Source organism: Amycolatopsis sp. NPDC088138, from assembly GCF_044741685.1.
Taxonomy (GTDB): Bacteria; Actinomycetota; Actinomycetes; order Mycobacteriales; family Pseudonocardiaceae; genus Amycolatopsis.
This window is the reverse complement of record NZ_JBIUTB010000001.1, coordinates 196,282-217,334: the sequence shown is the minus strand read 5'-3', so window position 1 is coordinate 217,334 and position 21,053 is coordinate 196,282. Positions and strand designations below refer to the sequence as shown.

Annotated in this window: 28 protein-coding genes; 11 read left to right on the top strand and 17 right to left on the bottom strand. The window is 73.6% G+C overall.

Translation table 11 applies throughout. The annotated features are described in order from the left end of the window. Positions 1 to 20 precede the first annotated feature (20 nt). A complete protein-coding gene (locus ACIOD2_RS01080) occupies positions 21 to 659 on the top strand; it encodes a TetR/AcrR family transcriptional regulator (protein WP_400532882.1) in 639 nt (212 codons plus the stop codon). Here ACIOD2_RS01080 and ACIOD2_RS01075 read toward each other — a convergent pair. Beyond that, entirely contained in the window at positions 636 to 1,892 is a 1,257-nt protein-coding gene (locus tag ACIOD2_RS01075; RefSeq protein ID WP_400532880.1) for an amidohydrolase family protein, read from the bottom strand. The two genes, ACIOD2_RS01080 and ACIOD2_RS01075, sit on opposite strands and share 24 nt — an antisense overlap. 21 nt (positions 1,893 to 1,913) lie before the next feature. On the opposite strand from ACIOD2_RS01075, the gene ACIOD2_RS01070 reads away from it, so the two are divergent. After that, on the top strand, positions 1,914 to 2,318 hold the full coding sequence (locus tag ACIOD2_RS01070; protein ID WP_400532878.1) for a MarR family winged helix-turn-helix transcriptional regulator: 405 nt from the start codon (positions 1,914 to 1,916) through the stop codon (positions 2,316 to 2,318). Here the strand turns inward: ACIOD2_RS01070 and ACIOD2_RS01065 are convergent. Beyond that, complete coding sequence (locus ACIOD2_RS01065; RefSeq protein ID WP_247052756.1) at positions 2,315 to 2,902, bottom strand: helix-turn-helix domain-containing protein; 588 nt, start codon at positions 2,900 to 2,902, stop codon at positions 2,315 to 2,317. The two genes, ACIOD2_RS01070 and ACIOD2_RS01065, sit on opposite strands and share 4 nt — an antisense overlap. A 78-nt stretch (positions 2,903 to 2,980) precedes the next feature. Between ACIOD2_RS01065 and ACIOD2_RS01060 the strand changes: the two genes are divergently transcribed. The 3 genes from ACIOD2_RS01060 (at position 2,981) to ACIOD2_RS01050 (ending at position 5,176) form a co-directional block, all read left to right on the top strand. Continuing rightward, complete coding sequence (locus tag ACIOD2_RS01060) at positions 2,981 to 3,934, top strand: NAD(P)/FAD-dependent oxidoreductase (protein WP_400532876.1); 954 nt, start codon at positions 2,981 to 2,983, stop codon at positions 3,932 to 3,934. Between the two features lie 37 nt (positions 3,935 to 3,971). Further along, a complete protein-coding gene (locus ACIOD2_RS01055; RefSeq protein ID WP_400532874.1) occupies positions 3,972 to 4,427 on the top strand; it encodes a group II truncated hemoglobin in 456 nt (151 codons plus the stop codon). A gap of 167 nt (positions 4,428 to 4,594) precedes the next feature. Beyond that, a complete protein-coding gene (locus ACIOD2_RS01050) occupies positions 4,595 to 5,176 on the top strand; it encodes a TIGR03086 family metal-binding protein (RefSeq protein ID WP_400532872.1) in 582 nt (193 codons plus the stop codon). On the opposite strand, the gene ACIOD2_RS01045 is transcribed toward ACIOD2_RS01050, so the two are convergent. Continuing rightward, complete coding sequence (locus tag ACIOD2_RS01045) at positions 5,148 to 6,056, bottom strand: NAD-dependent protein deacetylase (protein WP_400532870.1); 909 nt, start codon at positions 6,054 to 6,056, stop codon at positions 5,148 to 5,150. The genes ACIOD2_RS01050 and ACIOD2_RS01045 overlap by 29 nt on opposite strands. 9 nt (positions 6,057 to 6,065) lie before the next feature. Continuing rightward, entirely contained in the window at positions 6,066 to 6,947 is an 882-nt protein-coding gene (locus ACIOD2_RS01040) for a GNAT family N-acetyltransferase (protein WP_400532868.1), read from the bottom strand. A gap of 226 nt (positions 6,948 to 7,173) precedes the next feature. Between ACIOD2_RS01040 and ACIOD2_RS01035 the strand changes: the two genes are divergently transcribed. Together ACIOD2_RS01035 and ACIOD2_RS01030 are read left to right on the top strand one after the other, a co-directional pair. After that, positions 7,174 to 7,641, top strand: coding sequence for a CAP domain-containing protein (locus ACIOD2_RS01035; RefSeq protein ID WP_400532866.1), 468 nt, complete (start codon positions 7,174 to 7,176; stop codon positions 7,639 to 7,641). A 101-nt stretch (positions 7,642 to 7,742) separates the two neighbouring features. Further along, positions 7,743 to 9,164 carry a serine/threonine-protein kinase gene (locus ACIOD2_RS01030; protein WP_400532864.1) on the top strand — a complete coding sequence of 474 codons (1,422 nt, stop codon included), beginning with the start codon at positions 7,743 to 7,745 and terminating at the stop codon, positions 9,162 to 9,164. On the opposite strand, the gene ACIOD2_RS01025 is transcribed toward ACIOD2_RS01030, so the two are convergent. Then, complete coding sequence (locus ACIOD2_RS01025) at positions 9,154 to 10,074, bottom strand: DUF3800 domain-containing protein (RefSeq protein ID WP_400532862.1); 921 nt, start codon at positions 10,072 to 10,074, stop codon at positions 9,154 to 9,156. The genes ACIOD2_RS01030 and ACIOD2_RS01025 overlap by 11 nt on opposite strands. Before the next feature lie 170 nt (positions 10,075 to 10,244). On the opposite strand from ACIOD2_RS01025, the gene ACIOD2_RS01020 reads away from it, so the two are divergent. After that, the gene (locus tag ACIOD2_RS01020) at positions 10,245 to 11,897 is read left to right on the top strand and encodes a hypothetical protein (RefSeq protein ID WP_400532860.1); all 1,653 of its coding nucleotides are present in this window, start codon (positions 10,245 to 10,247) and stop codon (positions 11,895 to 11,897) included. A 203-nt stretch (positions 11,898 to 12,100) separates the two neighbouring features. On the opposite strand, the gene ACIOD2_RS01015 is transcribed toward ACIOD2_RS01020, so the two are convergent. From ACIOD2_RS01015 to ACIOD2_RS01005, 3 genes are read right to left on the bottom strand one after another with little or no spacing between them, the layout of a single operon-like run. After that, on the bottom strand, positions 12,101 to 12,520 hold the full coding sequence (locus ACIOD2_RS01015) for a Rieske (2Fe-2S) protein (protein WP_400532858.1): 420 nt from the start codon (positions 12,518 to 12,520) through the stop codon (positions 12,101 to 12,103). Positions 12,521 to 12,530: 10 nt separating this feature from the next. Further along, the gene (locus ACIOD2_RS01010; protein WP_400532856.1) at positions 12,531 to 13,082 is read right to left on the bottom strand and encodes a DUF6529 family protein; all 552 of its coding nucleotides are present in this window, start codon (positions 13,080 to 13,082) and stop codon (positions 12,531 to 12,533) included. Beyond that, positions 13,082 to 13,774 carry a hypothetical protein gene (locus ACIOD2_RS01005; RefSeq protein ID WP_400532854.1) on the bottom strand — a complete coding sequence of 231 codons (693 nt, stop codon included), beginning with the start codon at positions 13,772 to 13,774 and terminating at the stop codon, positions 13,082 to 13,084. The genes ACIOD2_RS01010 and ACIOD2_RS01005 overlap by 1 nt, the downstream gene beginning before the upstream one ends. A 134-nt stretch (positions 13,775 to 13,908) precedes the next feature. On the opposite strand from ACIOD2_RS01005, the gene ACIOD2_RS01000 reads away from it, so the two are divergent. Next, positions 13,909 to 14,931, top strand: coding sequence for an alpha/beta hydrolase (locus tag ACIOD2_RS01000; protein ID WP_400532852.1), 1,023 nt, complete (start codon positions 13,909 to 13,911; stop codon positions 14,929 to 14,931). Positions 14,932 to 14,938: 7 nt separating this feature from the next. Here ACIOD2_RS01000 and ACIOD2_RS00995 read toward each other — a convergent pair whose 3' ends face one another. Continuing rightward, positions 14,939 to 15,100 (bottom strand): hypothetical protein, encoded by a 162-nt coding sequence (locus ACIOD2_RS00995; RefSeq protein WP_400532850.1) that lies wholly within the window; start codon positions 15,098 to 15,100, stop codon positions 14,939 to 14,941. Positions 15,101 to 15,200: 100 nt separating this feature from the next. On the opposite strand from ACIOD2_RS00995, the gene ACIOD2_RS00990 reads away from it, so the two are divergent. Continuing rightward, the gene (locus ACIOD2_RS00990) at positions 15,201 to 16,025 is read left to right on the top strand and encodes an alpha/beta fold hydrolase (protein ID WP_400532848.1); all 825 of its coding nucleotides are present in this window, start codon (positions 15,201 to 15,203) and stop codon (positions 16,023 to 16,025) included. Here ACIOD2_RS00990 and ACIOD2_RS00985 read toward each other — a convergent pair whose 3' ends face one another. Next, on the bottom strand, positions 16,026 to 16,367 hold the full coding sequence (locus ACIOD2_RS00985) for a DoxX family protein (protein WP_400532846.1): 342 nt from the start codon (positions 16,365 to 16,367) through the stop codon (positions 16,026 to 16,028). A 161-nt stretch (positions 16,368 to 16,528) separates the two neighbouring features. On the opposite strand from ACIOD2_RS00985, the gene ACIOD2_RS00980 reads away from it, so the two are divergent. Beyond that, entirely contained in the window at positions 16,529 to 17,038 is a 510-nt protein-coding gene (locus ACIOD2_RS00980; RefSeq protein WP_400532844.1) for a hypothetical protein, read from the top strand. A gap of 1 nt (position 17,039) precedes the next feature. On the opposite strand, the gene ACIOD2_RS00975 is transcribed toward ACIOD2_RS00980, so the two are convergent. The 7 genes from ACIOD2_RS00975 to ligD (ACIOD2_RS00945) all read right to left on the bottom strand — a co-directional run bounded on the left by ACIOD2_RS00975 (position 17,040) and on the right by ligD (ACIOD2_RS00945) (position 21,039). Continuing rightward, positions 17,040 to 17,504: a GNAT family N-acetyltransferase gene (locus tag ACIOD2_RS00975; protein WP_400532842.1), complete on the bottom strand. Its 465-nt coding sequence runs from the start codon at positions 17,502 to 17,504 to the stop codon at positions 17,040 to 17,042. Continuing rightward, positions 17,501 to 17,929, bottom strand: coding sequence for a hypothetical protein (locus ACIOD2_RS00970; protein WP_400532840.1), 429 nt, complete (start codon positions 17,927 to 17,929; stop codon positions 17,501 to 17,503). Before ACIOD2_RS00970 ends, ACIOD2_RS00975 begins: the two co-directional genes overlap by 4 nt. Positions 17,930 to 17,969: 40 nt before the next feature. Continuing rightward, positions 17,970 to 18,953, bottom strand: a complete 984-nt coding sequence (gene ligD, locus ACIOD2_RS00965; RefSeq protein ID WP_400532838.1) for a non-homologous end-joining DNA ligase — start codon at positions 18,951 to 18,953, stop codon at positions 17,970 to 17,972. 33 nt (positions 18,954 to 18,986) lie between these two features. Beyond that, entirely contained in the window at positions 18,987 to 19,406 is a 420-nt protein-coding gene (locus tag ACIOD2_RS00960; RefSeq protein WP_400532836.1) for a DUF6292 family protein, read from the bottom strand. 61 nt (positions 19,407 to 19,467) lie between these two features. After that, the gene (locus ACIOD2_RS00955; protein WP_400532835.1) at positions 19,468 to 19,872 is read right to left on the bottom strand and encodes an STAS domain-containing protein; all 405 of its coding nucleotides are present in this window, start codon (positions 19,870 to 19,872) and stop codon (positions 19,468 to 19,470) included. A gap of 29 nt (positions 19,873 to 19,901) precedes the next feature. Beyond that, a complete protein-coding gene (locus ACIOD2_RS00950; RefSeq protein WP_400532833.1) occupies positions 19,902 to 20,072 on the bottom strand; it encodes a hypothetical protein in 171 nt (56 codons plus the stop codon). A 46-nt stretch (positions 20,073 to 20,118) separates the two neighbouring features. Then, the gene (gene ligD, locus ACIOD2_RS00945) at positions 20,119 to 21,039 is read right to left on the bottom strand and encodes a non-homologous end-joining DNA ligase (RefSeq protein WP_400535363.1); all 921 of its coding nucleotides are present in this window, start codon (positions 21,037 to 21,039) and stop codon (positions 20,119 to 20,121) included. Positions 21,040 to 21,053 lie beyond the last annotated feature (14 nt).

Here is a 21,053-nt window from a genome sequence, read left to right as displayed (position 1 = left end):
TACGTCTGTACGATACGCCTGTGGCGCCACCGGACACCCGCACCCAGCTCCTCGACGCGGCGGAGCACCTCTTCGCCGAGCGCGGCTTCCGCGGCGCCTCGATCCGCGCGATCACCGACCTCGCCGGGGCGAACCTGGCCGCCGTCGGGTACCACTTCGGCTCGAAGGCGCAGCTGCTGACCGCCGTCGTCCGCCGGGTGGTCGAGCCGATCAACACCGCGCAGTCCGCCGCGCTCGACCGGTTGCTCGCCCGGACGCCGGACCCCGAGGTCACCGAGCTGGTGGAGGCGTTCGCGGGCCCGTTGTTCGACGCGATGGCGGCGAGCGACGAGGGCGGCGCCCGGAAGTCCCGGCTGATCATGCGGATCCTCGGCGACCCGGCCGAGGAGATGCGCGAGTGGCCCGGCCCGGCCGAGGACACGGTCCGCGACCGCTACCTGGCGGCTTTCGCACACGCGCTGCCCAGCCTTTCGGCGAACGAGCTGTGGTTCCGGATCCGCGGGATCCTCGCGGTGGCGGCGGTGGACCGCGTCGACGTCCACAATGGACAGCCGCCGCCCGGACGGTCCCCGGCGGCGGCCCGGCGCTGGGCGATCACGTTCCTGACGGCGGCGATGAACGCACCACCAACCGGGTCAGGGCCCGGCCGGCGTCCATGATCCGTCGACCGCGATACCCGCGGCCGCGGCGATCCGGTCCCGGGACTCCAGCACCCGCGCGCGCAACCCCGGCAGGTCCACACCCAGCAGCCGCCCATCCCGTTTGACCGCTCGACCCGCGACGAACACGCTGTCCACCAATCCCGGGTGCCCGGCCGCGACGATCGAGCCGGGCGCGTTGCCCACCGGGAAGATCGACGGGTCTTCGGCGTAGTCCGCGTCCTTGCCGACGGTGAGGCTGCCCGTCCGGGCCTCGCGGCCGCACGCGCGGGCGCCGTCCAGCGTGGCGAACTCCAGGAAGTCCCGCGCCGTCAGAGCACCATCAAGTCCGCGCTGCACGGCGAACGCCGTGCGCATGGCACCGAACATGTCGCCGCCCGCGGACGGGCAGTTGTCGGCCGACAGGGACGGGCGGATCCCGGCGGCCAGCACGCGGCCGGTCTCGGGCGCACCGAAGCCCATCTTCAGTTCGACCTCCGGGCTGATCGACACCGAGCAGCCCGCGTCGGCCAGCATCGACACCTGGTCGTCGGACAGGCCGTTGCCGTGCACGAAGGTCGTGCGGTCGTCCAGCAGGCCTCGCGCACGCATCTCGGCGATCGGACGGCGGCCGCCGGGCCAGCCGGCGGCGCCGTGCACGTGGACGCTCACCCGCAGCCCGAGTTCCCGCGCCAGTGCGACATCGTCGGCGGTGGTGTCCATTGTGGTCAGTTGGGGCCCGCGCAGGCCCAGCGCCATGCCGTCGCCGGGCACCAGCGACCGCACGCGCTCGAGCTCGGACGCGACTCCCGTGCAGTAGCAGAACACCGAATGGCCGGGCGCCTCCCGCAACGCCTGGATCGCGGCGTCGGCGTTCTCCGGACGCTCGGAGCAGTGGAACCAGTCGAGCAAGGTCGTCACACCCGCACTGACGGCCTCGATCCGGCCGAGCAGGTTGCCCAGGTACACGTCTTCGGGCCGGTAGTGCGGTTTGAGCACGCCGTGCATGGCGACACGGTTCTGGTCGAACGTCCAGTCCGCGCCGAGGCCGCGGAACGCGGTCTGCCAGGTGTGCCGGTGGGTGTCGACGAAGCCGGGCAGCACGATCTTGCCCGTGGCGTCGACGATCTCGGCGCCGGCCGCGTCGACCACAGCGCCGACCGCGGCGATCCGGCCGTCCTCGATGAGCACGTCACCCCGCGCGAGATCGCCGACGGCCGGGTCCATGCTGACCACCATTCCGCCACGCAGCAAGGTTCTGGTCCGGACACCTGGATGCGGGCGCAACGCCTGCTCGCCCGGGAACTCGACCGCGGCCTGCAGGACGACTGCGGCATCTCGAAGGCCGAGTTCAGCGTGCTGCTCAGCCTGTGGCGGGCGCCCGGCCGCGAACTGCGCGTCAGTGAGCTCGTCGAGTCGCTCGACTGGGAGAAGAGCCGCGTGTCGCACATGCTGACCCGCATGGAGAACCGCGGCTTCGTGGAGCGGACGCAGTTCGGGGCCACCGGCCGCCGCACCGGGATCGGCCTGACCACCGAGGGCGGCCGGGTCGCGCGGGACGCCATCGCCCACCACGCGGGCAACATCCGCCGCCTCTTCTTCGACTCGCTGACACCCGAGCACGCCGCGACCCTCCGGGCCTGGAGCGAGCAGCTGATCACCCGCGTCGAAGGTCCTTAACGCGATTTGGCCCGCAGGTGCAGCCGCTCCCCCTGCTTGCCGAACAAGCTCAGGATCTCCGCCGGGCGACCGTCGACCGCGCCGAACCAGTGCGGCAGCCGCGTGTCGAACTCCGCCGCCTCACCCGGGCCCAGCGTCATGTCGCGGTCCGCCAGGACCAGCCGCAGCCGTCCCGAGAGCACGTACAGCCACTCGTAACCCTCGTGGACCTGGGGATCCGGCTCGCCCGTCTCCGGCTCCAGGATCATCTTGAACGCCTGGGGCGCGCCCGGCTGGCGGGTCAGCGGCAGCACCGTCATCGTCGCGCCGTTGTGACGCGGGATGCGGCGGGCCGTCAGGCGGACGCGGGGGTCGCCGACCTCCGGGGCGCCGACCAGCTCGTCCAGCGGGACCTGGTGCGCCTGCGCGATCGGCAGCAGCAGCTCCAAGCTCGGCTTCCGCTGGCCGGCCTCCAGCCGGGACAGCGTGCTCTTCGAGATGCCCGTCGCCTCCGAGAGGTCGGCGAGGGTGACGCGCCGCTGCGTGCGCACCCGCTTGAGCCGGGGGCCGACCTCGGCCAGTGCCTGGTTGATCGCGTCCGTCATGCCCTCCAGGAAACTCCTTCGTCCCGGAAACGGCAACATTTGTTGTCGAATTCGCGACGCCCGGGTCATGGTGGGCGCATGAGCGAAAACAGCAGGTACGACGTAGTGGTGGTGGGTGGCGGCGCCGCGGGTCTCAACGCCGCCCTGATGCTCGGCCGGGCGCGCCGGCGCGTCGCGGTCGTCGACGGCGGTGCGCCGCGCAACGCCCCCGCCGCCCACATGCACGGCTTCCTCTCCCGCGACGGACTCCCGCCGGGTGAGCTCCTCAAGATCGGCCGTGAAGAGCTCCTGGGTTACGGCGTGGACCTCATCGACGACGACGTCGAGCGCCTCGAGCCCGGGTTCACGCTGCGGCTGGCCGGCGGCCGCGAGCTGAGCGCGCGGCGCGTCCTGTGGGCCACCGGCGTCCACGACGACCTCCCGGACGTCCCCGGTCTGCGCGAAAGCTGGGGCACCGACGCGGTCACCTGCCCCTACTGCCACGGTTACGAGGTGCGCGACCAGCCGCTCGGGGTGCTCGGCACCGAGCCCGCGAGCGTCGAGCACGCGCTGCTCGTCCGCCAGTGGTCGCCGGACGTCGTGTACTTCGCCCACACCGCGCCACCGTCCGAAGAGGACCGTGAGCGGCTCGACGCGCGGGGCATCCGGGTCGTCGACGGGACCGTGACCGCAGTGCGCCGCGAGCACGGCGCGATGACCGGTGTCGAGCTGGGCGGCCGGTTCGTGCCGCGGGTGGCGCTGTTCATCCGCACCCGGACCGTCCCGCACGACGCGCAGCTGCGCGAACTCGGCTGCGCGGTGGAGGCCGACGTCGTCAAGGTCGACGCCGGCGGGCAGACCAGCGTCCCCGGCGTGTGGGCGGCGGGCAACGTCGTGGACGCGCGGGCCACCGTGATCATCGCCGCGGCGCAGGGCGCGGCCGCCGCGGGGATGCTGAACCACGACCTCGTCGCCGAAGACGTCCGCAACGCCGTCGACGCGTTCGGCGGGTTCACGCCGGCCGCGGAACGCGCCGCCGCGGCCGCGCGCTGACCTGGCGTTCGCGGGCCGCGCGTGCCAGGCTCGGCCCGTGCGCCCGACCCTCTACGACTTCGCCGGCGGGGACCCCGCGTTCCTCGCGCTGGCCGCCGCCCACCACGAACGCTGCCTGGCCGACCCCGAGCTGAACCACCCGTTCTCCCACCCGGGGCAGCACCCGAAGCACGTGGAGCGGCTGGCCTGGTACTGGGCGGAGGTCATGGGTGGCCCGCCGCGGTTCTCCACCGAGTGCGCGGACCATTCGGCGATGCTCCGGATGCACGCCGGCAACGGCGACATGAGCGACCTCGGCCGCCGGTTCGTCGACTGCTTCGTGCACGCCGCCGACGACGCGGAGCTGCCCGCCGATCCCGAGTTCCGCGCCGTGCTGCGGTCCTACATGGAGTGGGCCGTGGCCGAGGTGCTCACCTACCCGGGACCGCCCGGCGAAGTACCGGCTGACCTGGCCGTTCCGCGCTGGTCGTGGAACGGGTTGCAGACCTTGTAACGCCCGGGACGGCCGCGGCGTCTTGTTGGCAACGACTGGCTGTGGAGGTCCGTCGCAGAGCCGTCCCGGGCGTGTTTCCCCCCAACCCGCCCGGGCCGGTTCGTCCACCGGACGCCGTGTCCGAAACCCGCCTGCCCGCGCCGCGCGCGCCCGGCAGACTGGGCGCCATGGCCGACACCTTCACCGGGCTCCTGGACCGGTTTCTCCTTGCCAGCAAGGGTTTTGAGCACCACCTCCGCACGGTGGCGCCCGGCGGCTGGCACGCGCCGACCCCCTGCACCGAGTGGGACGTCCGGCAGCTGGCCAACCACATGGCCCGCGGCAACCTGAACTACGTCGGGCTCGTCCGCGGCGCGACCCGCGAGGAGTTCCTGGCCCAGCGGGAAGCGGACGCGCTCGGCGACGACCCCCTCACGGCGTTCACCGCGTCCGTCACCGCCTGCGCGGACGCCTTCGCCGGGAGCGGCGCGCTGGACCGCGTCGTCGACTACCCGATGGGCCGGCTGAGCGGGCGGCAGGCGCTGGCCGTGCGGACCGCGGACAGCGTCGTCCACACGTGGGACCTGGCCCGCGCCCTCGGCGCCGACGACACGCTCGACGCAGACCTCGTCGCGTGGGTCGACGACGGTTACGACGACATCTTCGCCGGGCTCGCGGTGGACCGCTTCTTCGCCGGGCAACCAGCTGTCGCATCGACGGCGTCGCGCCAGGACCGGCTGCTCACGCGGTTCGGCCGGGACCCCCGCTGACCGGGCAGTCCAGCCGGTCCGCCAGCTCGGTCAGGGCCTGGCCCAGCGGCCGGTCCACCCGCACCGTCGCGTAGCGGTCGCCGCGGGTCTCGCCGTGGTTGACGATCACCACCGGCTTGCCCGCGTTCGCCGCGTGCCGGACGAACCGCAGGCCGGACATCACGGTCAGGGACGAGCCGAGGACGACCAGCGCGTCGGCGTCGTCGACCAGCCGGAAGCACTGCTCGACCCGCGGGCGCGGCACGTTCTCGCCGAAGAACACCACGTCGGGCTTGAGCACGCCGGACACGCAGTCCGCGCACGGCACCAGGCTGAACCGGCGCACGACCTCCTCGGGCAGCTCGACGTCGCCGTCCGGGTTGATCCGGGTCGCGGTGCCCTCGAAGTCCGGGTTGGCCGCGCGCAGCCGCCGGTCCAGCTCGGCACGCGGGCTGGTGCGGCGGCAGCCGAGGCAGATCACGCGGTCGAGGCTGCCGTGCAGCTCGACGGCGTCCGCGGTGCCCGCCGCCTGGTGCAGCCCGTCGACGTTCTGGGTGATCACGCCGGCGACGAAGCCGCCGTCGCGCAGGGCGGTCACCGCGCGGTGGCCGTCGTTCGGGTCGGCGCGGGCGATCGTGCGCCAGCCGAGGTGGCTGCGGGCCCAGTAGCGCTGCCGCCCGGCGTCGCTGGTGACGAACTCGTCGTAGGTCATCGGGGTGTGGCGGCGCAGGCTGCCGCCCTCGCCGCGGTAGTCGGGGATCCCCGACTCGGTGGACAGCCCGGCGCCACTCAGCACGGCGACCCGCCGCCGGGAGACGACGTCGGTCAGCTCGTCGAGGCTGGACGTCCGCGGCAGCGGCGCGTCCGCCGAAGTCCAGGTCAGGGTGGGCCGGGTACGCACCGAACCAGCCTACGTGGACTTCTCGAACCAGTGCTGGGCGTAGTGCTCGTCGTTGAACGCCGGGACCTCGCGGTAGCCGGCCGCGCGGTACAGGCCGATCGCCTCGGCGAGCGCGCGGTTCGTCTCCAGCCGCAGCGTGCGGACGCCGTGCGCGGCCGCGCGCGCCTCCAGCTCGCCCAGCAGCCGCCGGCCGAGCCCGAGGCCGCGTGCCGACGGCGCCACCCACATCCGCTTGACCTCCGCGGGCGCGTCACCGTGGAACTTCAGCGCGCCGCAGCCGACCGGCTCGCCGTGCAGGGTGGCCACCAGCAGCACCCCGGCGGGCGGGGTCATCTCGTCGTCGGCCGCGGGGGTGCTGCGCGCGGGGTCGAAGCCGCCGTCGAACCGCCGGGCCAGCTCGGCGAAGAACTCGCCCAGGCAGAACCGGGCGTCCGGGTGCCCGGGCAGGCGCGCCTCGACCGTGACGGCCGACGCCGTCAGGAGCCGCTCGACCTCGGCCATCGCCGCGACGAGCCGGGTGCGCTGGCCCTCGGACAGCGGTTCGAGGATCGAGGTGGCCGAGGCGTCGGAGAGTTCGTCCAGCGTGACGCGCTCGGCGAGCCCGGCCTCGGTCGGGCGCGCGACCCGGACTCGGCCGTCTTCGCCACTGCGCTCGACGCGGACAAGGCCGTCCTGCTCCAGCGCGCGCAGCAGCCTGCTGAGGTAGCCGGAGTCGAGGCCGAGCCGTTCCCGCAGCTCCCGGACGTCGCACCCGGCCTCGCCGAGCTCCCACAGCACGCGCGCCTGCCCGAGCGGCCGGTCGCGGGCGAGGAACGCGTCCTCGAGCGCGCCGATCCGCTGGGTGACGGTCCGGTTGAACCGCCGCACGCCGTCCACCAGGTCCCGGTCCATTCCCTGACCATAGTCAGAGAACCTGCTGAACGGGCCGCGACTCTTCGTCGGCGAGGGTTTCCCGGAGATCCACCCGCCCGGTGCCGCCGCTCCCGGTTCCGGTGAAGATCCGGCCGCCGCGGGCACGGCCCGTGGCGGCGGGATCCGCCCCATGGGCGGGTTTGGTCACCCGGGCCCCCGGCGCAGTCCTTGGGAGTCGGGAAAACCGTCCATCGAGGAGGTTGTGATGTTCCGGAAAATGGTGACCTGCGGCGTGGTGGCGCTGGCGCTCGTCCCGGGGGTGGCCGCCCCCGCGTCCGCCGGGGACCTCTACCCCGCCCAGGTCCTCCAGCTGACCAACAGCAACCGGGTGCAGAACGGGTGCAAGCCGCTCACCGCCGACCCGCAGCTCGCGGTGGCCGCCCAGGCGCACAACGACGAAATGGCGAAGTACCGCTACTTCAGCCATACCGGCCGCAAGGGCGAGAACCCCGCGGCGCGGATCACCGACGCCGGCTACCGCTGGGCGCAGTGGGCCGAGAACATCGCCGCCGGCCAGCGCACGCCCACCGCGGTCGTCGACGCGTGGATGCACAGCCCGGTGCACCGGGCCAACATCCTCGACTGCTCGCTGCGCGAGATCGGCATCGCCTACAGCGTCGACTCGGCCAAGAAGGCGTACTGGACGCAGGACTTCGGCACGCCCCGGACCTGAGCCCGGCCGGACCGGGAGCCTGATCCACAGTGGACCGGCTCCCGGACCCGCCCGGATCGCGTAGTCTCCTCACGCCCGGTGACGGAGTGGAGGAAGTGCGCGTGAGCTGGCAGTTCGGGCCGTACCGGGTGGAGTCGCCGATCGCCCGCGGCGGGATGGGCGAGGTGCTGCGGGCCTACGACACCCGCCACGACCGCGTCGTGGCGCTGAAGCTGCTCGCCCCCGAGTTGGCCGCCGACCAGGCGTTCCAGGAGCGGTTCCGGCGCGAGGCGCACGCGGTGGCGCGGCTGCGCGAGCCGCACGTCATCCCGATCCACGCCTACGGCGAGATCGACGGGCGGCTCTACCTCGACATGCGCCTGGTCGAGGGCGACGACCTCGGCACCCGCCTCACCGCCGGCGGGCCGCTGCCGGCGGCCGACGCCGTCGACGTCGTCGGCCAGGTCGCGCAGGCGCTGGCCGCCGCGCACGCCGAAGGCCTGGTGCACCGGGACGTCAAGCCGTCGAACGTGCTGGTCGGGCCGACCGGGTTCGCCTACCTCGTGGACTTCGGCATCGCCCGCGCCGCCGGGCTCAGCACCGAGCTGACGGCGACCGGCGGCGCCGTCGGCACCCTCGACTACATGGCGCCGGAACGGTTCACCGACGCGCCGGCCGACCACCGCGTCGACGTCTACGCGCTGGCCTGTGTGCTGCACCAGTGCCTGACCGGCAGCAAGCCGTTCGCGGCGACGACCACCGCGGCGCTGATCGGCGCCCACCTCCACCAGCCGCCCCCGCGGCCGAGCAAAGTGCGGCCGGGCCTGCCCGCGGCGTTCGACGACGTCATCGCGCGAGGCATGGCGAAGGATCCGGCGGAGCGGTTCGGAACCGTGACGGAACTGGCCGACGCCGCGCGGGCCGCGCTCGGCGGCACGAGCCCGGTCCACTCCCCCGCGCCCCCGACCCGCCAGGCGACCCGGACGGCACCGCCCGCCACGGCCGTCCCGCGGAGTTCGAAGGTGCCGTGGCTGGTCGCCGGGGTGGCGGTGCTCGCCCTGGTGGCCGCCGGTGTGTGGTTCCTCCTCGACCGGTCGTCGTCCCAGGCCGGGGCGACGCCCAGCCCGTCGGCGCCCACCTCGACACCGCCGCCGCCACCGACGTCGAGCGCTCCGCCGGTGACGACCACCCAGGTGACCGTGCAGACCTCGGTCGTCCCGGCGGCCGACCTCGGGCTGGCGACCCCGCTGAGCACCCCGGCGTGCGACGGCTCCTACGTCGTGGTGCTCGGCTCCGCGATCACCCCGGCCCGCTACCGCGCCGACGTCCAGCAGTTCCTGACCGCCCACCCGGGCGCGCACTACCTGCACACGCCGAGCACCGGCTGCGGCTCGCTGCGGCAGCAGGTGAACGGCGCCGACGTGTACGCCGTCTACGAAGGTCCTTTCGCGGGCAAGGAAACCGCGTGCGCGCAGCGTGCCGGGGCGGCTTACGTCAAGCGGCTCGACAACACGACGTCACCGGCCACGGTCGTCACCTGCTGACGAACGGGCCGTCCCAGACCGACTCCGCGTCCACAAAGGACTCCAGGAGCGCGGTCAATGTGGTGTCACCGCGGGCGTTCAGCTCTTCGGAGGCGATGCGCCGGGCGACCCCGGCGAGGAAGTCGGCGACCTGGACGCGGGCGTCGGACCGGGAGTCGACGAACCGCACCCCCGCCAGCCGGGGCCCGAGCGTGGCCTTGAGCTGCAGGACACGCTCGGCGGTCAGCGCGAGCTGCTCGTCGTGCACCACGGCGACCGGGGTGCCGTCGGCGCTCCAGTGCCGGATGGTGTGGAGCACCGCGGGCACCAGCGGATCCAGCACCGGCACGACGCTCGGGTCCTCGGCCAGCCGGGCCCGGTAGGCGGCCACGCGTTCGCCGCCGTCGCGGAAGCGGCTCATGATCTCGCCGGCCTCCCCCGGGGTCTCGGCGAGCTCGCCGACCAGGGCGAAGAACTCGGCGGGTGACGTCGTCACGCCGCGGCGCGGGTTGAGCCGCAGCACGCTGGTGAACGACGCCAGGAAGAAGTCCCAGCGAGCGCCGAACGCCGCCCGGCCGCCGCGGTGCAGCGTGCGGGCCATGGTGTCGGTGCCGCCCTCGGCCAGCAGCGTCACCGCGGCCCGCACGGCGAAGAGGGTCTTGTCGGTCAGGTGGACGTGCCCGCGGCCGGCGAGCGGGCCCGCCGGGTCGAGCAACCATTCGAGCACCGGCCGGTGCTTGGCGCGCAGCAGGTGGTTGGCCTTGTACTCCTCGGCGGGCGAGCCGATGCGGCGCCGGATCTCCCGCACGCAGGCCCGGGCCTGCTCCGGCGACATCCGGATCCCGGCGTGCGCGAAGACGTCCGTTTCGCCGCCGACGAGGTTCTCCCCCTCCGAACCCGACTCGTCGCAGGCGATCTCGACCGGGTTCACCCGCCCGATGGTGCCAGACGGGCCGGACGGCGGCGAGCCCATTACCTGGGCCGAAGCCTCGCGCACGGTGCGACCGGGGGCCCATAATGCGTCCCGGTCACGGTTGGGCGACGACGGCTAACGAGCGGGTGCGGTCCGGAGACTGGACGAGCAGGTGTTGGGAGGCGCGGATGGCCACGGACCACGGGCCGGCCCGGCTGGCCCTGGCGGCCGCCGTGGTCGCGCTGCTGCTGGGCGCCGGCGGGGTGCTGGTGCAGCAGCGGCTGGCCGCCGCCGGGGACGCCTCCGAGGTGACCGGGGCCGCGGGCGCGACGCTGACCGTCGGGGACATCGAGGTCGTCGTGCCCCCGGACGCCGTCGTGCCCGGCACCCGGCTGTCCGCCCACCCCGCGCCTGAGCCGGGCGCCCTGACCCCGGCGGCGCGCCGGAGCGGCGGCGGCGCCGAGCTGACCTTCGACGCCGGTGCGCGGCCGCGGCTGCCGGTCCAGGTGCGGATCCCGGTGCCCGCCGCGCCGCCGCCCGGGTTCGCGCCCGTCGTCGTCACCGCGAACGGAACGCGCCTCACCCTCGCGACCTACGACACCGAGACCCACCGGATCGTCGCGGATCTGGCACCCGACGGCGCGTTCTGGGGCGGGCTGCTCGACTTCGCCGCGCTCGGCCGGGGTGTCGGCCAGGCCGCGGCGGACCCGCCGGCGACGTGCCTCGGGCGCGCGGCCAGTTCGGCCGGTCTCACCGTCGAGGTCGGTGGAGCGGCGGGGACCGACCCGCGGTCGCCGGTCCGGGCGTGCGTGACCGCGAACGGCGGCGGCGCGAGCGTCACCCTGACGTCGAACGCACGGGTGCCGTACCGGCTCGTCCTGCCGCCGGGCTGGCCGGAGCCGACCGCCCGCACCGCGGCGCCGAGCACGTCCGCCGTCCAGCTGTTCCCGCAGCCCCGGTTCCACGACCTGCTCTGGCCCGGCGCGGGCGTCACCTACGACGTCCCCGTCACCCGCCTGCCGGCGACCATCCGCGGTCAGGCCGACCCCGGCCCGTACCTCGGGCTGGCGCTGGCCTGGACGGCCCACAGCGCGGCCGGGCTCTTCGGCATGGCGCTCGACCGGCCCGGCGAGCTCGAGCAGGACCCGGGTGTGCTGGCCTGCGCGGCGGAGGCGGGCGCCGCGCACTACGCCGCCGACCGGCCGTTCGCGCAGGTCGCGGCGGAAACCTGGACGGCGCTCACGGCGTGCGGCACGGCGGACGCCGGCGCGTTGCACAGCTTCCTGGCGGCCGGGATCGGCCCGCTGACCGGCTGGCTCGCCGACGCCGCGGGCAGCCCCGGCGTCGAGGTGCCGCTGACCGCGAGCCGCGGCACCGGGCCGTTCACCCAGGCCGTCGTCTACCGGGCGTGGACCGGCACGCGCGTCGCCGCCGACATCCGGACCACGGCCGCGTCCGGCGCCTGCCCGGCGGTGTCCGCGGTGTCCGGCCGGCACGACGCCTACCGCTGCACGGCCGGGGACAAGGCGTACGACCCGTGTTTCGCCGCCACGGCGGCGAATCCGCGGCACCAGGTCGTCTGCCCGACGTCGCCGACCAGGGGCGTGCTGCTGACCTACCCCGGCGCCCTGCCGGCACCACCGGCGGCCGGCGGGACGGCGAGCCCGTTCCTGCTCACCCTCGCAAGCGGCCTGCAGTGCGCCGCCGCGCCCCCGCCCGCGCGCTACACCTGCACCGACGGCCGGACCGTGCTGTCCGGCGACCCGGACACTTCGACTCCACTGTGGACAGTGCCGGCGGGCGCCGCCCCACCGGCGACGATCAGCAAGGCCTACACCTAGCTTCGCAGGATGGCCGTTGGCCGGGGCTTGTCGATGGAGGATTCTGGCCGTCCGACGTCTCCATTCCTCCATCGTCACCTCGCGGCCACACAGCCGGCCGGACGATTCCGCGCGGTAGCCGGAATGCACCTCGACACAACCGAGCCCGTGCCCGTGCCGGCCCTGCCGATCGGAGCGGCCGACTCGGCGCTGCCGGGCACGACCTAGGCCAGGGTGATCTTCCCGCCGGTGACCGTGACCGACTTCTTCTCCAACGGCTGCGTCGCCGGGCCCGCCGCGACCGAGCCGTCGGCGATCTTGAACTTGCTGCCGTGGCAGGGGCAGTTGATGGTGCCGTCCGCCACGGCGTCGACCGCGCAGCCCTGGTGGGTGCAGATCACCGAGAAGGCGGCGAACGTGCCCGCCGCCGGCTGCGTCACCACGACCTTCTTGTCCGCGAACACCTTCCCGCCGCCGACCGGGACGTCGCCCGCCGCGCCCAGCTCGGTTCCGCTGCCCGCGGCGGGCTGCTGGGCCGCGGACGTCCCGCCCGCGCCGCCGCCGTAGGTGCTGCAGCCCGCCACCAGCCCGGCACCCAGCACCGCGAGCGCCGTCCGGCGGCCCAGCGTTTCTTCGTCGCGCACGATCGTCCCCCTAGAAGGTCAAGCCGGACTGGGTGAAGAACCACAACGACGCGCTCAGCCAGAGCCCGACCAGCGCGGTGAACACGAGCCCGCCGACGAGCGGGAGCGACCAGCCGGGCGCCCCGTCACGGCGCAGCAGCAGCATCTTCACGACGAAGATGCCGTAGAAGAAGCAGCCCAGCAGCGAATGCAGCAGGACGCGGGTGTCGAACGACTGGAACCCGAGCGCGTAGAGGCAGTGCAGCGCCACCGGGATCGACACCAGGAACGCCAGGCGGCCCGACCAGCGGTGCACCGGCGAGACCCACGCCGGCGCGCTGCGCCCGAGCTTGCCGTACAGCACCAGGGCCGTGACGAGCTGCACGAGCGCCAGCACGACGACGACCGTGGCCAGCCACGCCTTCACCGCCTGCGGGCCGGAGAAGCCCGCGACGTTCACCGCCACCCCGGTCGGGGTGTGCAGGTTGCCGTAGACGCCGAGCGCCACCGCGACGACGGCGCCGACCAGCAGCGGCACGAGCAGCACGGACCCGGCCCGGTTGCCGGCGGCGGGGGCGGTCATCAGAACTCACCCGCCCCGTCGACACCGCTGATCGGCTCGGCGACCACCAGGGCGCCCTCGACCGTCGCGGTCCGCGCCGCCGGGTCGAGCACCGGCGCGGCGGCGGACTGGTCGTCCGTGGTGAGGATGCCGACCTGGCTGCCGTCGGCCTGGACGATCCAGCCGGCCTTCGAGGCCTTGCCCCGCACCTTCGGCGCAGCGCGGTAGAGCCCGGCGGGCTTCTTGGCCGGGCCCGCCGTGAACCGCCACGTCCTGCCGCCCGCGGTGACCGAGCCGGTCACCGCCGCGGTGTTGTAGCTCCCGGCGAGGCTCGCGTCCTTGGGGCCCTTGAGGTCCAGCTTCCCGCCGACGGTCACCCCCTGCAGCCAGGCCTCGACCTTCTTGCCGTCACAGACGTAGGCGATCGCGTGGCCGTCGCGGATCGACACCGCCACCGACGCGCCGCCACCCTCGACACGCCCGGCGTAGTCCGCCCGCGCCGGTGCGTCGGACTTCGGCGCTTCGGACGTCTTCGGCGGAGCCGTCTTGGGCGGCTCCGTCCGGGGTGCTTCCGTCGCGGAGGGTGCCCCCGCCGCGTTCGCGGCCCCGGCGACCGGCGTCACGCCGGTCCCCGTCACCAGGTTGGTGATCCCGATCCCGCCGGCGAGCACGACCCCGGCGAGCAATGTGAACAACGGCCCCGGACGTTTCATGATCTTCCCCGCATCTCCCTACCCACCACCGTGCCCTTAACACGGCAGTCGGGTCGAAGCGGCTCAAACGCTACGCGAGGAAAACAGCTATCGCTTAGCCCACGCAACTGGTCGGTGCGTGGTTGACTGGCGGCATGCTGCCCTGGGACGGCGACTTCGCCGGCCGGCTCGACCGGCACACCGTGAACTCCGCGCTGCTGCGCGGCAATCCGCTCGGCGACCCGCACGAGCGGCCGCTGTGGGTGTACGTCCCACCGGGCTACGACGACGGCACCGAGCGCTACCCGGTCGTGTACGTCATCCAGGGCTACACCGGGCACCTGGCGATGTGGGCCAACCGGACGCCGTTCCGGCAGCCGTTCATCGAGACGGCCGACGCGGTGTTCGCCAACGGCGCGCCCGGCTGCGTCGTGGTGTACGTCGACGCGTGGACCGGTTACGGGGGCTCGCAGTTCGTCGACTCGCCGGGCACCGGCCGCTACCACTCGTACCTGTGCGACGAGATCGTGCCGTGGGTCGACGAGCACTACCGCACCATCCCGGACCGCGAATCCCGCGCGATCACGGGCAAGTCGTCGGGCGGGTTCGGCGCGATGATCACGCCGATGCTGCGCCCGGACCTGTTCGGCGCGCTGGCCACCCACGCCGGCGACACCCTGTACGAACTCTGTTACGTCCCGGACTTCGGCGACGCCGTCCGCGCCCTGCGCGGCTACGACCAGGACATCCAGCGGTGGTGGGCGGACTTCCGCGCCCGCCCGGCGTTCACCAAGCCGGAGGACGGGAACCTGCTGCAGCTGATCGGCGTCTCCGCCTGCTTCTCCCCCGGTGAGGACGGCAAGCCGGAGCTGCCGTTCAACCCCGCGACGGGCGTGCTGCGGCCGGAGACGTGGCAGCGCTGGCTCGACTGGGACCCGGTCCGGATGGTGCCGGACCACGCGGAGGCGGTCCGCTCGCTGCGCGCGGTCTGGATCGACGCGGGCACCCGCGACGAGTACTACCTCGACGTCGGCGCGCAGGCGTTCCGCGACCAGCTGGCCAAGGCGGGCGTCCCGGACGAGCGGGTGCACTTCGAGCTGTTCGACGCGGGCCACGCCGCGATCGACTACCGCTACCCGCTTTCGCTGGCCTGGCTGGCGGAACGGCTGGCCCGCTGACGGCGGTTCAGCCGCCCGCCTGCCGGATCACGTCGTCGCGCCGGGCCAGCTGGCGGGTGTGCAGTGCGGCCTCGGCCGGCGCGGGCTTGCCCTGCTGGCGCAGGTAGCGGGCGAGGCGGTTGAAGTTCGCCGGGCTGTAGTCGGCGGACCGCGGGTTGGCGTTGAACACCGTGCCGGGCTTCTGCCGTGGTCGTCGGCCGGGTTGGCGTCGACACCGTGCAGAAGCCGGACCGGCACCGGGGTTTCGTTACAGCCGCTAGGGTCGGGCCATGGTGACCGAGACCGACCTGGCGCTGCCCGACGGCCGGACGCTGCACGTCCACGACACCGGCGGGCCCGCCCGGCTCACCGTCCTGTGGCACCACGGCACGCCCAACACCGGCACGCCGCCCGCGCCGCTGGTGCGGGCGTCCCCCGGCGTCCGGTGGGTGGCCTACGACCGGCCCGGGTACGGCACCTCGACGCCGGTGCCCGGGCGCGACATCGCGAACGCCGCCGCGTGCGCCACCGCCGTCGCCGACGCGCTGGGCCTCGGCGAGTTCGCCGTCATGGGGCACTCGGGCGGCGGGGCGCACGCCCTCGCCTGCGCCGCGCTCCTGCCCGGCCGGGTCGTCGCCGCGGTGAGCATTTCCGCTATGGCGCCGTTCGGCGCGGCGGGGCTCGACTGGTTCGGCGGCATGGCGCCGGCGAGCGCGGCCTCGCTGCGCGCCGCCGCCGAAGGCCGGGCGGCCAAGGAAAAACACGAGGCCGGCGCCGAATTCGACCCGGACATCTTCACGGCCGCGGACTTCGCCGCGCTCGAGGGTTCGCAGTCGTGGCTGAACGACGTCGTCCGCGCCGCCCTCGACGGCGGAATCGGCGGGCTCGTCGACGACGACCTCGCGTACGTCACGCCGTGGGGCTGCGATCCGGCGTCGATCACCACACCGCTGCTGGTGCTGCACGGCGAAGACGACCGGCTGATCCCCGCCACGCACGGCGCGTGGCTCGCCGCGCACTGTCCTGCCGCGGAGTTCCGGCCGTACCCCGCCGAGGGGCACCTGTCCGTGCTCGACCACGCCGCCGACGCACTCGGCTGGCTCACGCAGCGCTGATCAGGACGCCAGCGCCAGCGAAGCGACGACCGGCGCCATGTACACCACCGGGAAGACCAGGTGCGCGTACGACTTCGCCCGCGCGACGGTGATGACGGCGCCGGTGAAGTAGAGCACCAGGCCGATGCCGGCGGCGACGCCGATCACCGGGACGAACAGGCCGACGACGAGCCCGACCGCGCCGGCGGCCTTGGCGGTGCCGAGCCACGGCCACCACGAGCGGGGCACGCCGTACTCGGCGAGCGGCTCCACGACCCACTTCGCGTGGCTGAAGACCGAGTAGGCCGAGAACCCGGCCATGGCGGCACCGACGATGCTGACGATCAGGTAGGCGGTGGACATCGGGGCTCCTCAAGGGTTTCCGGCCCCCGGGGTTCGGGGACCGTCACCTGCTCGACCCCGGGGACCGCGCCCGTGTGACAGCCGGCGACGTGACCGTGGTCACTTCCGAGGACGGTCGTTACCCCCTCCCGCCAGAGGCCGCCTGACGGAAGGCTGAAGCGATGATCGTGCTGCGGCTCATCGGCACCCTGTTGTGGTTCGGCGTCCCGGCCGGCGTGCTCACCTACGCCGTCCACGACCTCGAGGTGCGGGACGCGCCGACCTACAGCATCGAGGGCACCGTCGTCGGGCACCGGCAGCAGCACCACGAGGCGACCCAGGACTCGACCCCGTACACGACCTACTTCATCACCGTCCGCAGCGCGACCGGGGACTTCGAGTTCGGCGACGAACAGCAGGCGCTGGACACCGAGCCGGGGACGCAGGTCGTGGTCCAGGTGTCGAAGACGACGGACGACATCGTCTCCGTGCGCAAGAACGGCACGGTCGTGGACCTGCGCAACACCGTGGGCAACGACATCGGCATCATCGTCGTCGCCTCGATCGGCCTCCTCATCGCGCTCGTCCGCGAACTCCTGTTGGAGGACTACGACATCCCGCGGTGGGCGGGTTTGCTCCTCGGCCTGCTTTCCGCGGGCGGCGGGGTGTACGTGGCCCTCTTGCTCGTTTGAGTCAAAGGACGAGCCGCACCACGACCTCACCGTCGTCGATCTCGCCGGTCGGGCGGAACCCCAGTTTCGCGTAGAAGGGACCCGGGCCGTCGTCGTCGGGCTGGTGGCTGGTGAGCAGCTCGGTGCCGCCGTCCGCGCGCACGAGGCCGGCCACGTGCGCGAGCACCGCCCGGCCGAGCCCGCGCCCCTGGTGGCGCGCGTCGATCAGCAGCCGCCAGAGGTAGTACGGCCCGAGGATGCCCGGCCGCCCGGGCGGCACGTTCCAGCTGAGCATGACGAACCCGGCGGGCTCGCCGCCGACGTAGACGGCCCGGTACCAGGGCTCGGCTTCGGGCGTGGCCACGGCGTCGTCCAGCGACCGCGCCACCGACGCGACGAACCGCTCCTGGCCGGGCCGCACGGCCAGCGCGCACACGGCGTCCCGGTTCTCGCCGGTGATCTCGACCAGCTCCATCGGCCCGGTCACGCCGGAAACACCGGCACCCACAGCTCGATGACGTCGTTGCGGCGGTAGAACTCGACGAGCGGGCGGCCGTGGTCGACGGGTTCGGCGCCTTCCAGCTCGGCCATCCCGGGGCCGATCTTCCCGAAGATCGCGGGCGGCTCACCGGTCAGGATCCCGCGCAGGTACCAGCCGCCGGCCAGCACCCCGGTCGCCAGCCCGAACTCCGCCGGCCGGTCGTCGTCCTTGACCGGCGTGCAAGCCGTGTAGGTGTTCGCCTTGACGTCGGCGCGCCCGTACATCTTGCGCCCGCGCAGCCCGACCAGCCGCTCGAACGCGGGCCAGAGCTTCTGGATCTCGGGCAGCTCGTCGACGGTGGCCTGCTCCATGACCGTGACGTCCGGCCGGTGGATGCGCGCGGGTGGAGCCTGCAGGACTGAAGTCGTCATGGCGCCCATGAAACCACCGGCCACCGACAGTTTCCGGCACTCACGACAGCGGGACTCGGACCTCGTCCGGGGTCCGGTCCGGGCGCAGGCCGCGCCAGGAGGTGTGGCGCAGCCGCATGTCCGGGGTGATCCGCCGGTAGACGACCTCGCCGACCAGCGTCGGCTCGACCCAGTGCGCGCCGCGGGCGCGGTCGCGCGGGACCTCGGTGTCGAACGGGCTCGCCGGGCGGGCCAGCGGGGCGAGCACCGCGCTGAGGTTCTCGAGCGCGTCGTCAGTGAAACCCGTGCCGACGTCGCCGAGGTAGACCAGCGCGCCTTCGTCGTCGTACGCGCCCAGCAGGAGCGCGCCCAGGGTGCCCGCGCGGCGGCCGGCGCCGGGACGCCAGCCGCCGACGATCACCTCGTCCGTGTGGGTCAGCGCGCGCTTGGTCCACAACGGCGACCGGGCGCCGGGCAGGTAGGGCGCGTCCAGGCGCTTCGCGACGACGCCCTCGATGCCGTGCTCGGCCGCGGTCGCCAGCAGCTCGGCCGGCGCGATGTCGGCGCGGGTGTACCAGGGCGGCACGACGATCCGGCCGTCCGCCGGGCGCACCAGCTCGGCCAGCAGCTCGCGCCGCTGCGCGTACGGCACGGTCAGCAGCGACTCGCCGTCGACCCGCAGCAGGTCGAAGGCGAAGTAGACGACCGGGACCTCCGCGCGCAGCTTCGGCGTCGGCTCGTGCATGGCGCGGCGCTGCATCAGCTCGAACTCCGGCCGCCCGGCCGCGTTCAGCGCGACGACCTCGCCGTCCAGCACCGCGGCCCGGCCGCCGAGCGCCGGCCCGAAGACGTCGCCGAGCTCCGGGTAGCGAGGGGTGTGGTCGCTGCCGCTGCGGCTGGTGATCCGGGTTTCGCCGGTGCCCGCGACGCGCACGCAGCCGCGGAAGCCGTCCCACTTCCACTCGTAGCCGTGGTGGTCGTCGTCGGGAAGCGGCCCGTCGACGGCCAGCATCGGCGCAACCGCGTCCGGCACCGTCCCCGCCATGGCGTCCAGTGTGGAGGATCGAGCCCCGGCGCGCTAACCGGTCGGCAGCAGGGGCAGCAGCTCCTGGTGGCTGCCGGCGCGGCGCAGCACGGGCGAGCCGGGCCCGTCATGGGCCAGGTCACCGGCGCGCAGCGCGGCCAGGAACCGGACGATCACGCGGGGGTCCGGCAGGATGTCGGCCCCGCCCAGGTAGGCCAGCACGATCATCTCCTCCCCGCAGGCCGCCTCGACCGCGACCGCCCAGCCGTGGACCTCGTCCCACAGCAGCGCGACGTCGCGCTCCGGGAAGTGCCGCAGGCGCCAGTCGACCGCGAGGTAGGCCGACACCGGGACGTCGACGTCCACGGTGCACGACTCGAGGCCGAAGCCGAGCGCCCTGGCCACCTCGCCCAGGTAGGCGCGCAGGCCGCGCTGGAACCAGAACTCGAGATCGGCGTCGATCAGGCCGGACACCCGTTTCCTTTCCCTCCTCCGAAACCGGCCGGGCGCCCTGCCCGGCCGGTCGAGACCGCGCTCAGCCGACGGCGGCGAGCGCGTCGGCGCGGTCCCGGTAGCAGGCGAACCCGGCGGCGCCGGTCCCCCGCAGCAACCGCCACACCCGCGGGCTCCGCACCACCCAGGCGACCGGCACGGCCGCGAGCTCGGCCCCGCGCCGCACCCCGTGCAGCGCGCGGAGCCCGGCCCCCGAGCAGAACGTCACCTCCGCGAGGTCGACGACGAGCACCCCGCCCGCCCGAACCGCGGTTTCAATACATTCGACAAGAATTCCGACGGTGGCGAGATCAATGTCGCCCACCACGGCGACGACCGCGCACCGATCACCTTCGAACGTGGTGGTGACCGAGAACGGCTCGCACAACGCGCCCGGCGAACTGCGGCCGAAGGCTCGCGAAAGCCGCGGTGGTTTCTGGATCCTCATGACCGGCTCCGGCGGCTCATCCTGACGGTTTACGCGTAGACCGTACCCAGTCCGTCCACCTTGGCGCACAACGGGAAGATCCCGTTCCGGAGGGCGTGCACCGACACGGCCGTCTGCACGTGCACCAGTCCGAAGAGGACGATCGAATCGCCCTGGTACCGCCGGTATCCGGCAATTCTTCCGGCCGATACGACGGGCACGGCGAGAACCGGCAACCATTCACCGGGGAATTGCGTTTTCCGAAATTCAGCCGAATGCCGGAATCGGCACGCGCGTGCGTTCCAGGTCCGCGAAGAGGTCACCGATGTCCGCGACGCGCTCCAGGACCTCGTCCGCGGTGAACCGCAGGTGCGTGACGTGCCGGCAGGCGCGCACCTCGTCCCAGGTGACCGGGGTCGACACCGTCGGCTCGTCGCGCCCGCGCAGCGAGTACGGCGCCACCGTGGTCTTGAACGGGTTGTTCTGGCTCCAGTCGATGAAGATCTTGCCCGGGCGCAGGGTCTTCGTCATCCGCGCGACCACCAGGTCCGGGGTCTCCGCGGCCAGCCGCTCGGCCAGCGCCTTCGCGTACTGCGACGTCTCACCGCCGTCGGAGGTCACCACGCCCGCGTAGAGCTGCATGCCCTTGGAGCCACTGGTCTTCGCGACCGGGGTGAAGCCGTCCTCGGTGAGCACGTCGTAGAGCCGCTCGGCGACCCGGCAGCAGTCGACCACGGTCGCGCCGGGCCCGGGGTCGAGGTCGAACACCAGCCGGTCCGGGGTGCTCCGCTCGTCGTCGGCGTCGACGGTCCACTGGTGGACGTGCAGCTCGAGCGCGGCGAGGTTGGCCGCCCAGACGAGCTCGGGCAGGTCGTTGATCAGCGGGTAGGCGACGATCTCGTGCTCCTTGCCGCGGCCGCCGACGGCGAGGCGGGCGGTGCGGACCCAGTCCGGGGCGTGCCGGGAGACGTCCTTCTCGAAGAACGAGCCGCCGGTGACGCCGTCGGGGAACCGCACGAACGTCATGGCCCGGTCGCGGATGTGCGGCAGCAGCAGCGGCGCGATCCGGGTGTAGTAGTCGAGCACCTCGCCCTTGGTGAACCCGGTCTTCGGGTAGAGCACCTTTTCGAGGTTCGAGAGCGTCAGCTGCCGCTCGCCCACCCGCACCGTGATCCGGCTCCCCGCCACGCCGGACACGCTAC

Coding starts and splice junctions, on each gene's coding strand:
- ACIOD2_RS01070 (WP_400532878.1), top strand. CDS start 1,914: ATGCGGGCGCAACGCCTGCTCGCCCGGGAACTCGACCGCGGCCTGCAG.
- ACIOD2_RS01065 (WP_247052756.1), bottom strand. CDS start 2,902: ATGACGGACGCGATCAACCAGGCACTGGCCGAGGTCGGCCCCCGGCTC.
- ACIOD2_RS01060 (WP_400532876.1), top strand. CDS start 2,981: ATGAGCGAAAACAGCAGGTACGACGTAGTGGTGGTGGGTGGCGGCGCC.
- ACIOD2_RS01050 (WP_400532872.1), top strand. CDS start 4,595: ATGGCCGACACCTTCACCGGGCTCCTGGACCGGTTTCTCCTTGCCAGC.
- ACIOD2_RS01040 (WP_400532868.1), bottom strand. CDS start 6,947: ATGGACCGGGACCTGGTGGACGGCGTGCGGCGGTTCAACCGGACCGTC.
- ACIOD2_RS01035 (WP_400532866.1), top strand. CDS start 7,174: ATGTTCCGGAAAATGGTGACCTGCGGCGTGGTGGCGCTGGCGCTCGTC.
- ACIOD2_RS01020 (WP_400532860.1), top strand. CDS start 10,245: ATGGCCACGGACCACGGGCCGGCCCGGCTGGCCCTGGCGGCCGCCGTG.
- ACIOD2_RS01010 (WP_400532856.1), bottom strand. CDS start 13,082: ATGACCGCCCCCGCCGCCGGCAACCGGGCCGGGTCCGTGCTGCTCGTG.
- ACIOD2_RS01005 (WP_400532854.1), bottom strand. CDS start 13,774: ATGAAACGTCCGGGGCCGTTGTTCACATTGCTCGCCGGGGTCGTGCTC.
- ACIOD2_RS01000 (WP_400532852.1), top strand. CDS start 13,909: ATGCTGCCCTGGGACGGCGACTTCGCCGGCCGGCTCGACCGGCACACC.
- ACIOD2_RS00990 (WP_400532848.1), top strand. CDS start 15,201: ATGGTGACCGAGACCGACCTGGCGCTGCCCGACGGCCGGACGCTGCAC.
- ACIOD2_RS00985 (WP_400532846.1), bottom strand. CDS start 16,367: ATGTCCACCGCCTACCTGATCGTCAGCATCGTCGGTGCCGCCATGGCC.
- ACIOD2_RS00980 (WP_400532844.1), top strand. CDS start 16,529: ATGATCGTGCTGCGGCTCATCGGCACCCTGTTGTGGTTCGGCGTCCCG.
- ACIOD2_RS00970 (WP_400532840.1), bottom strand. CDS start 17,929: ATGACGACTTCAGTCCTGCAGGCTCCACCCGCGCGCATCCACCGGCCG.
- ligD (WP_400532838.1), bottom strand. CDS start 18,953: ATGGCGGGGACGGTGCCGGACGCGGTTGCGCCGATGCTGGCCGTCGAC.
- ACIOD2_RS00955 (WP_400532835.1), bottom strand. CDS start 19,872: ATGAGGATCCAGAAACCACCGCGGCTTTCGCGAGCCTTCGGCCGCAGT.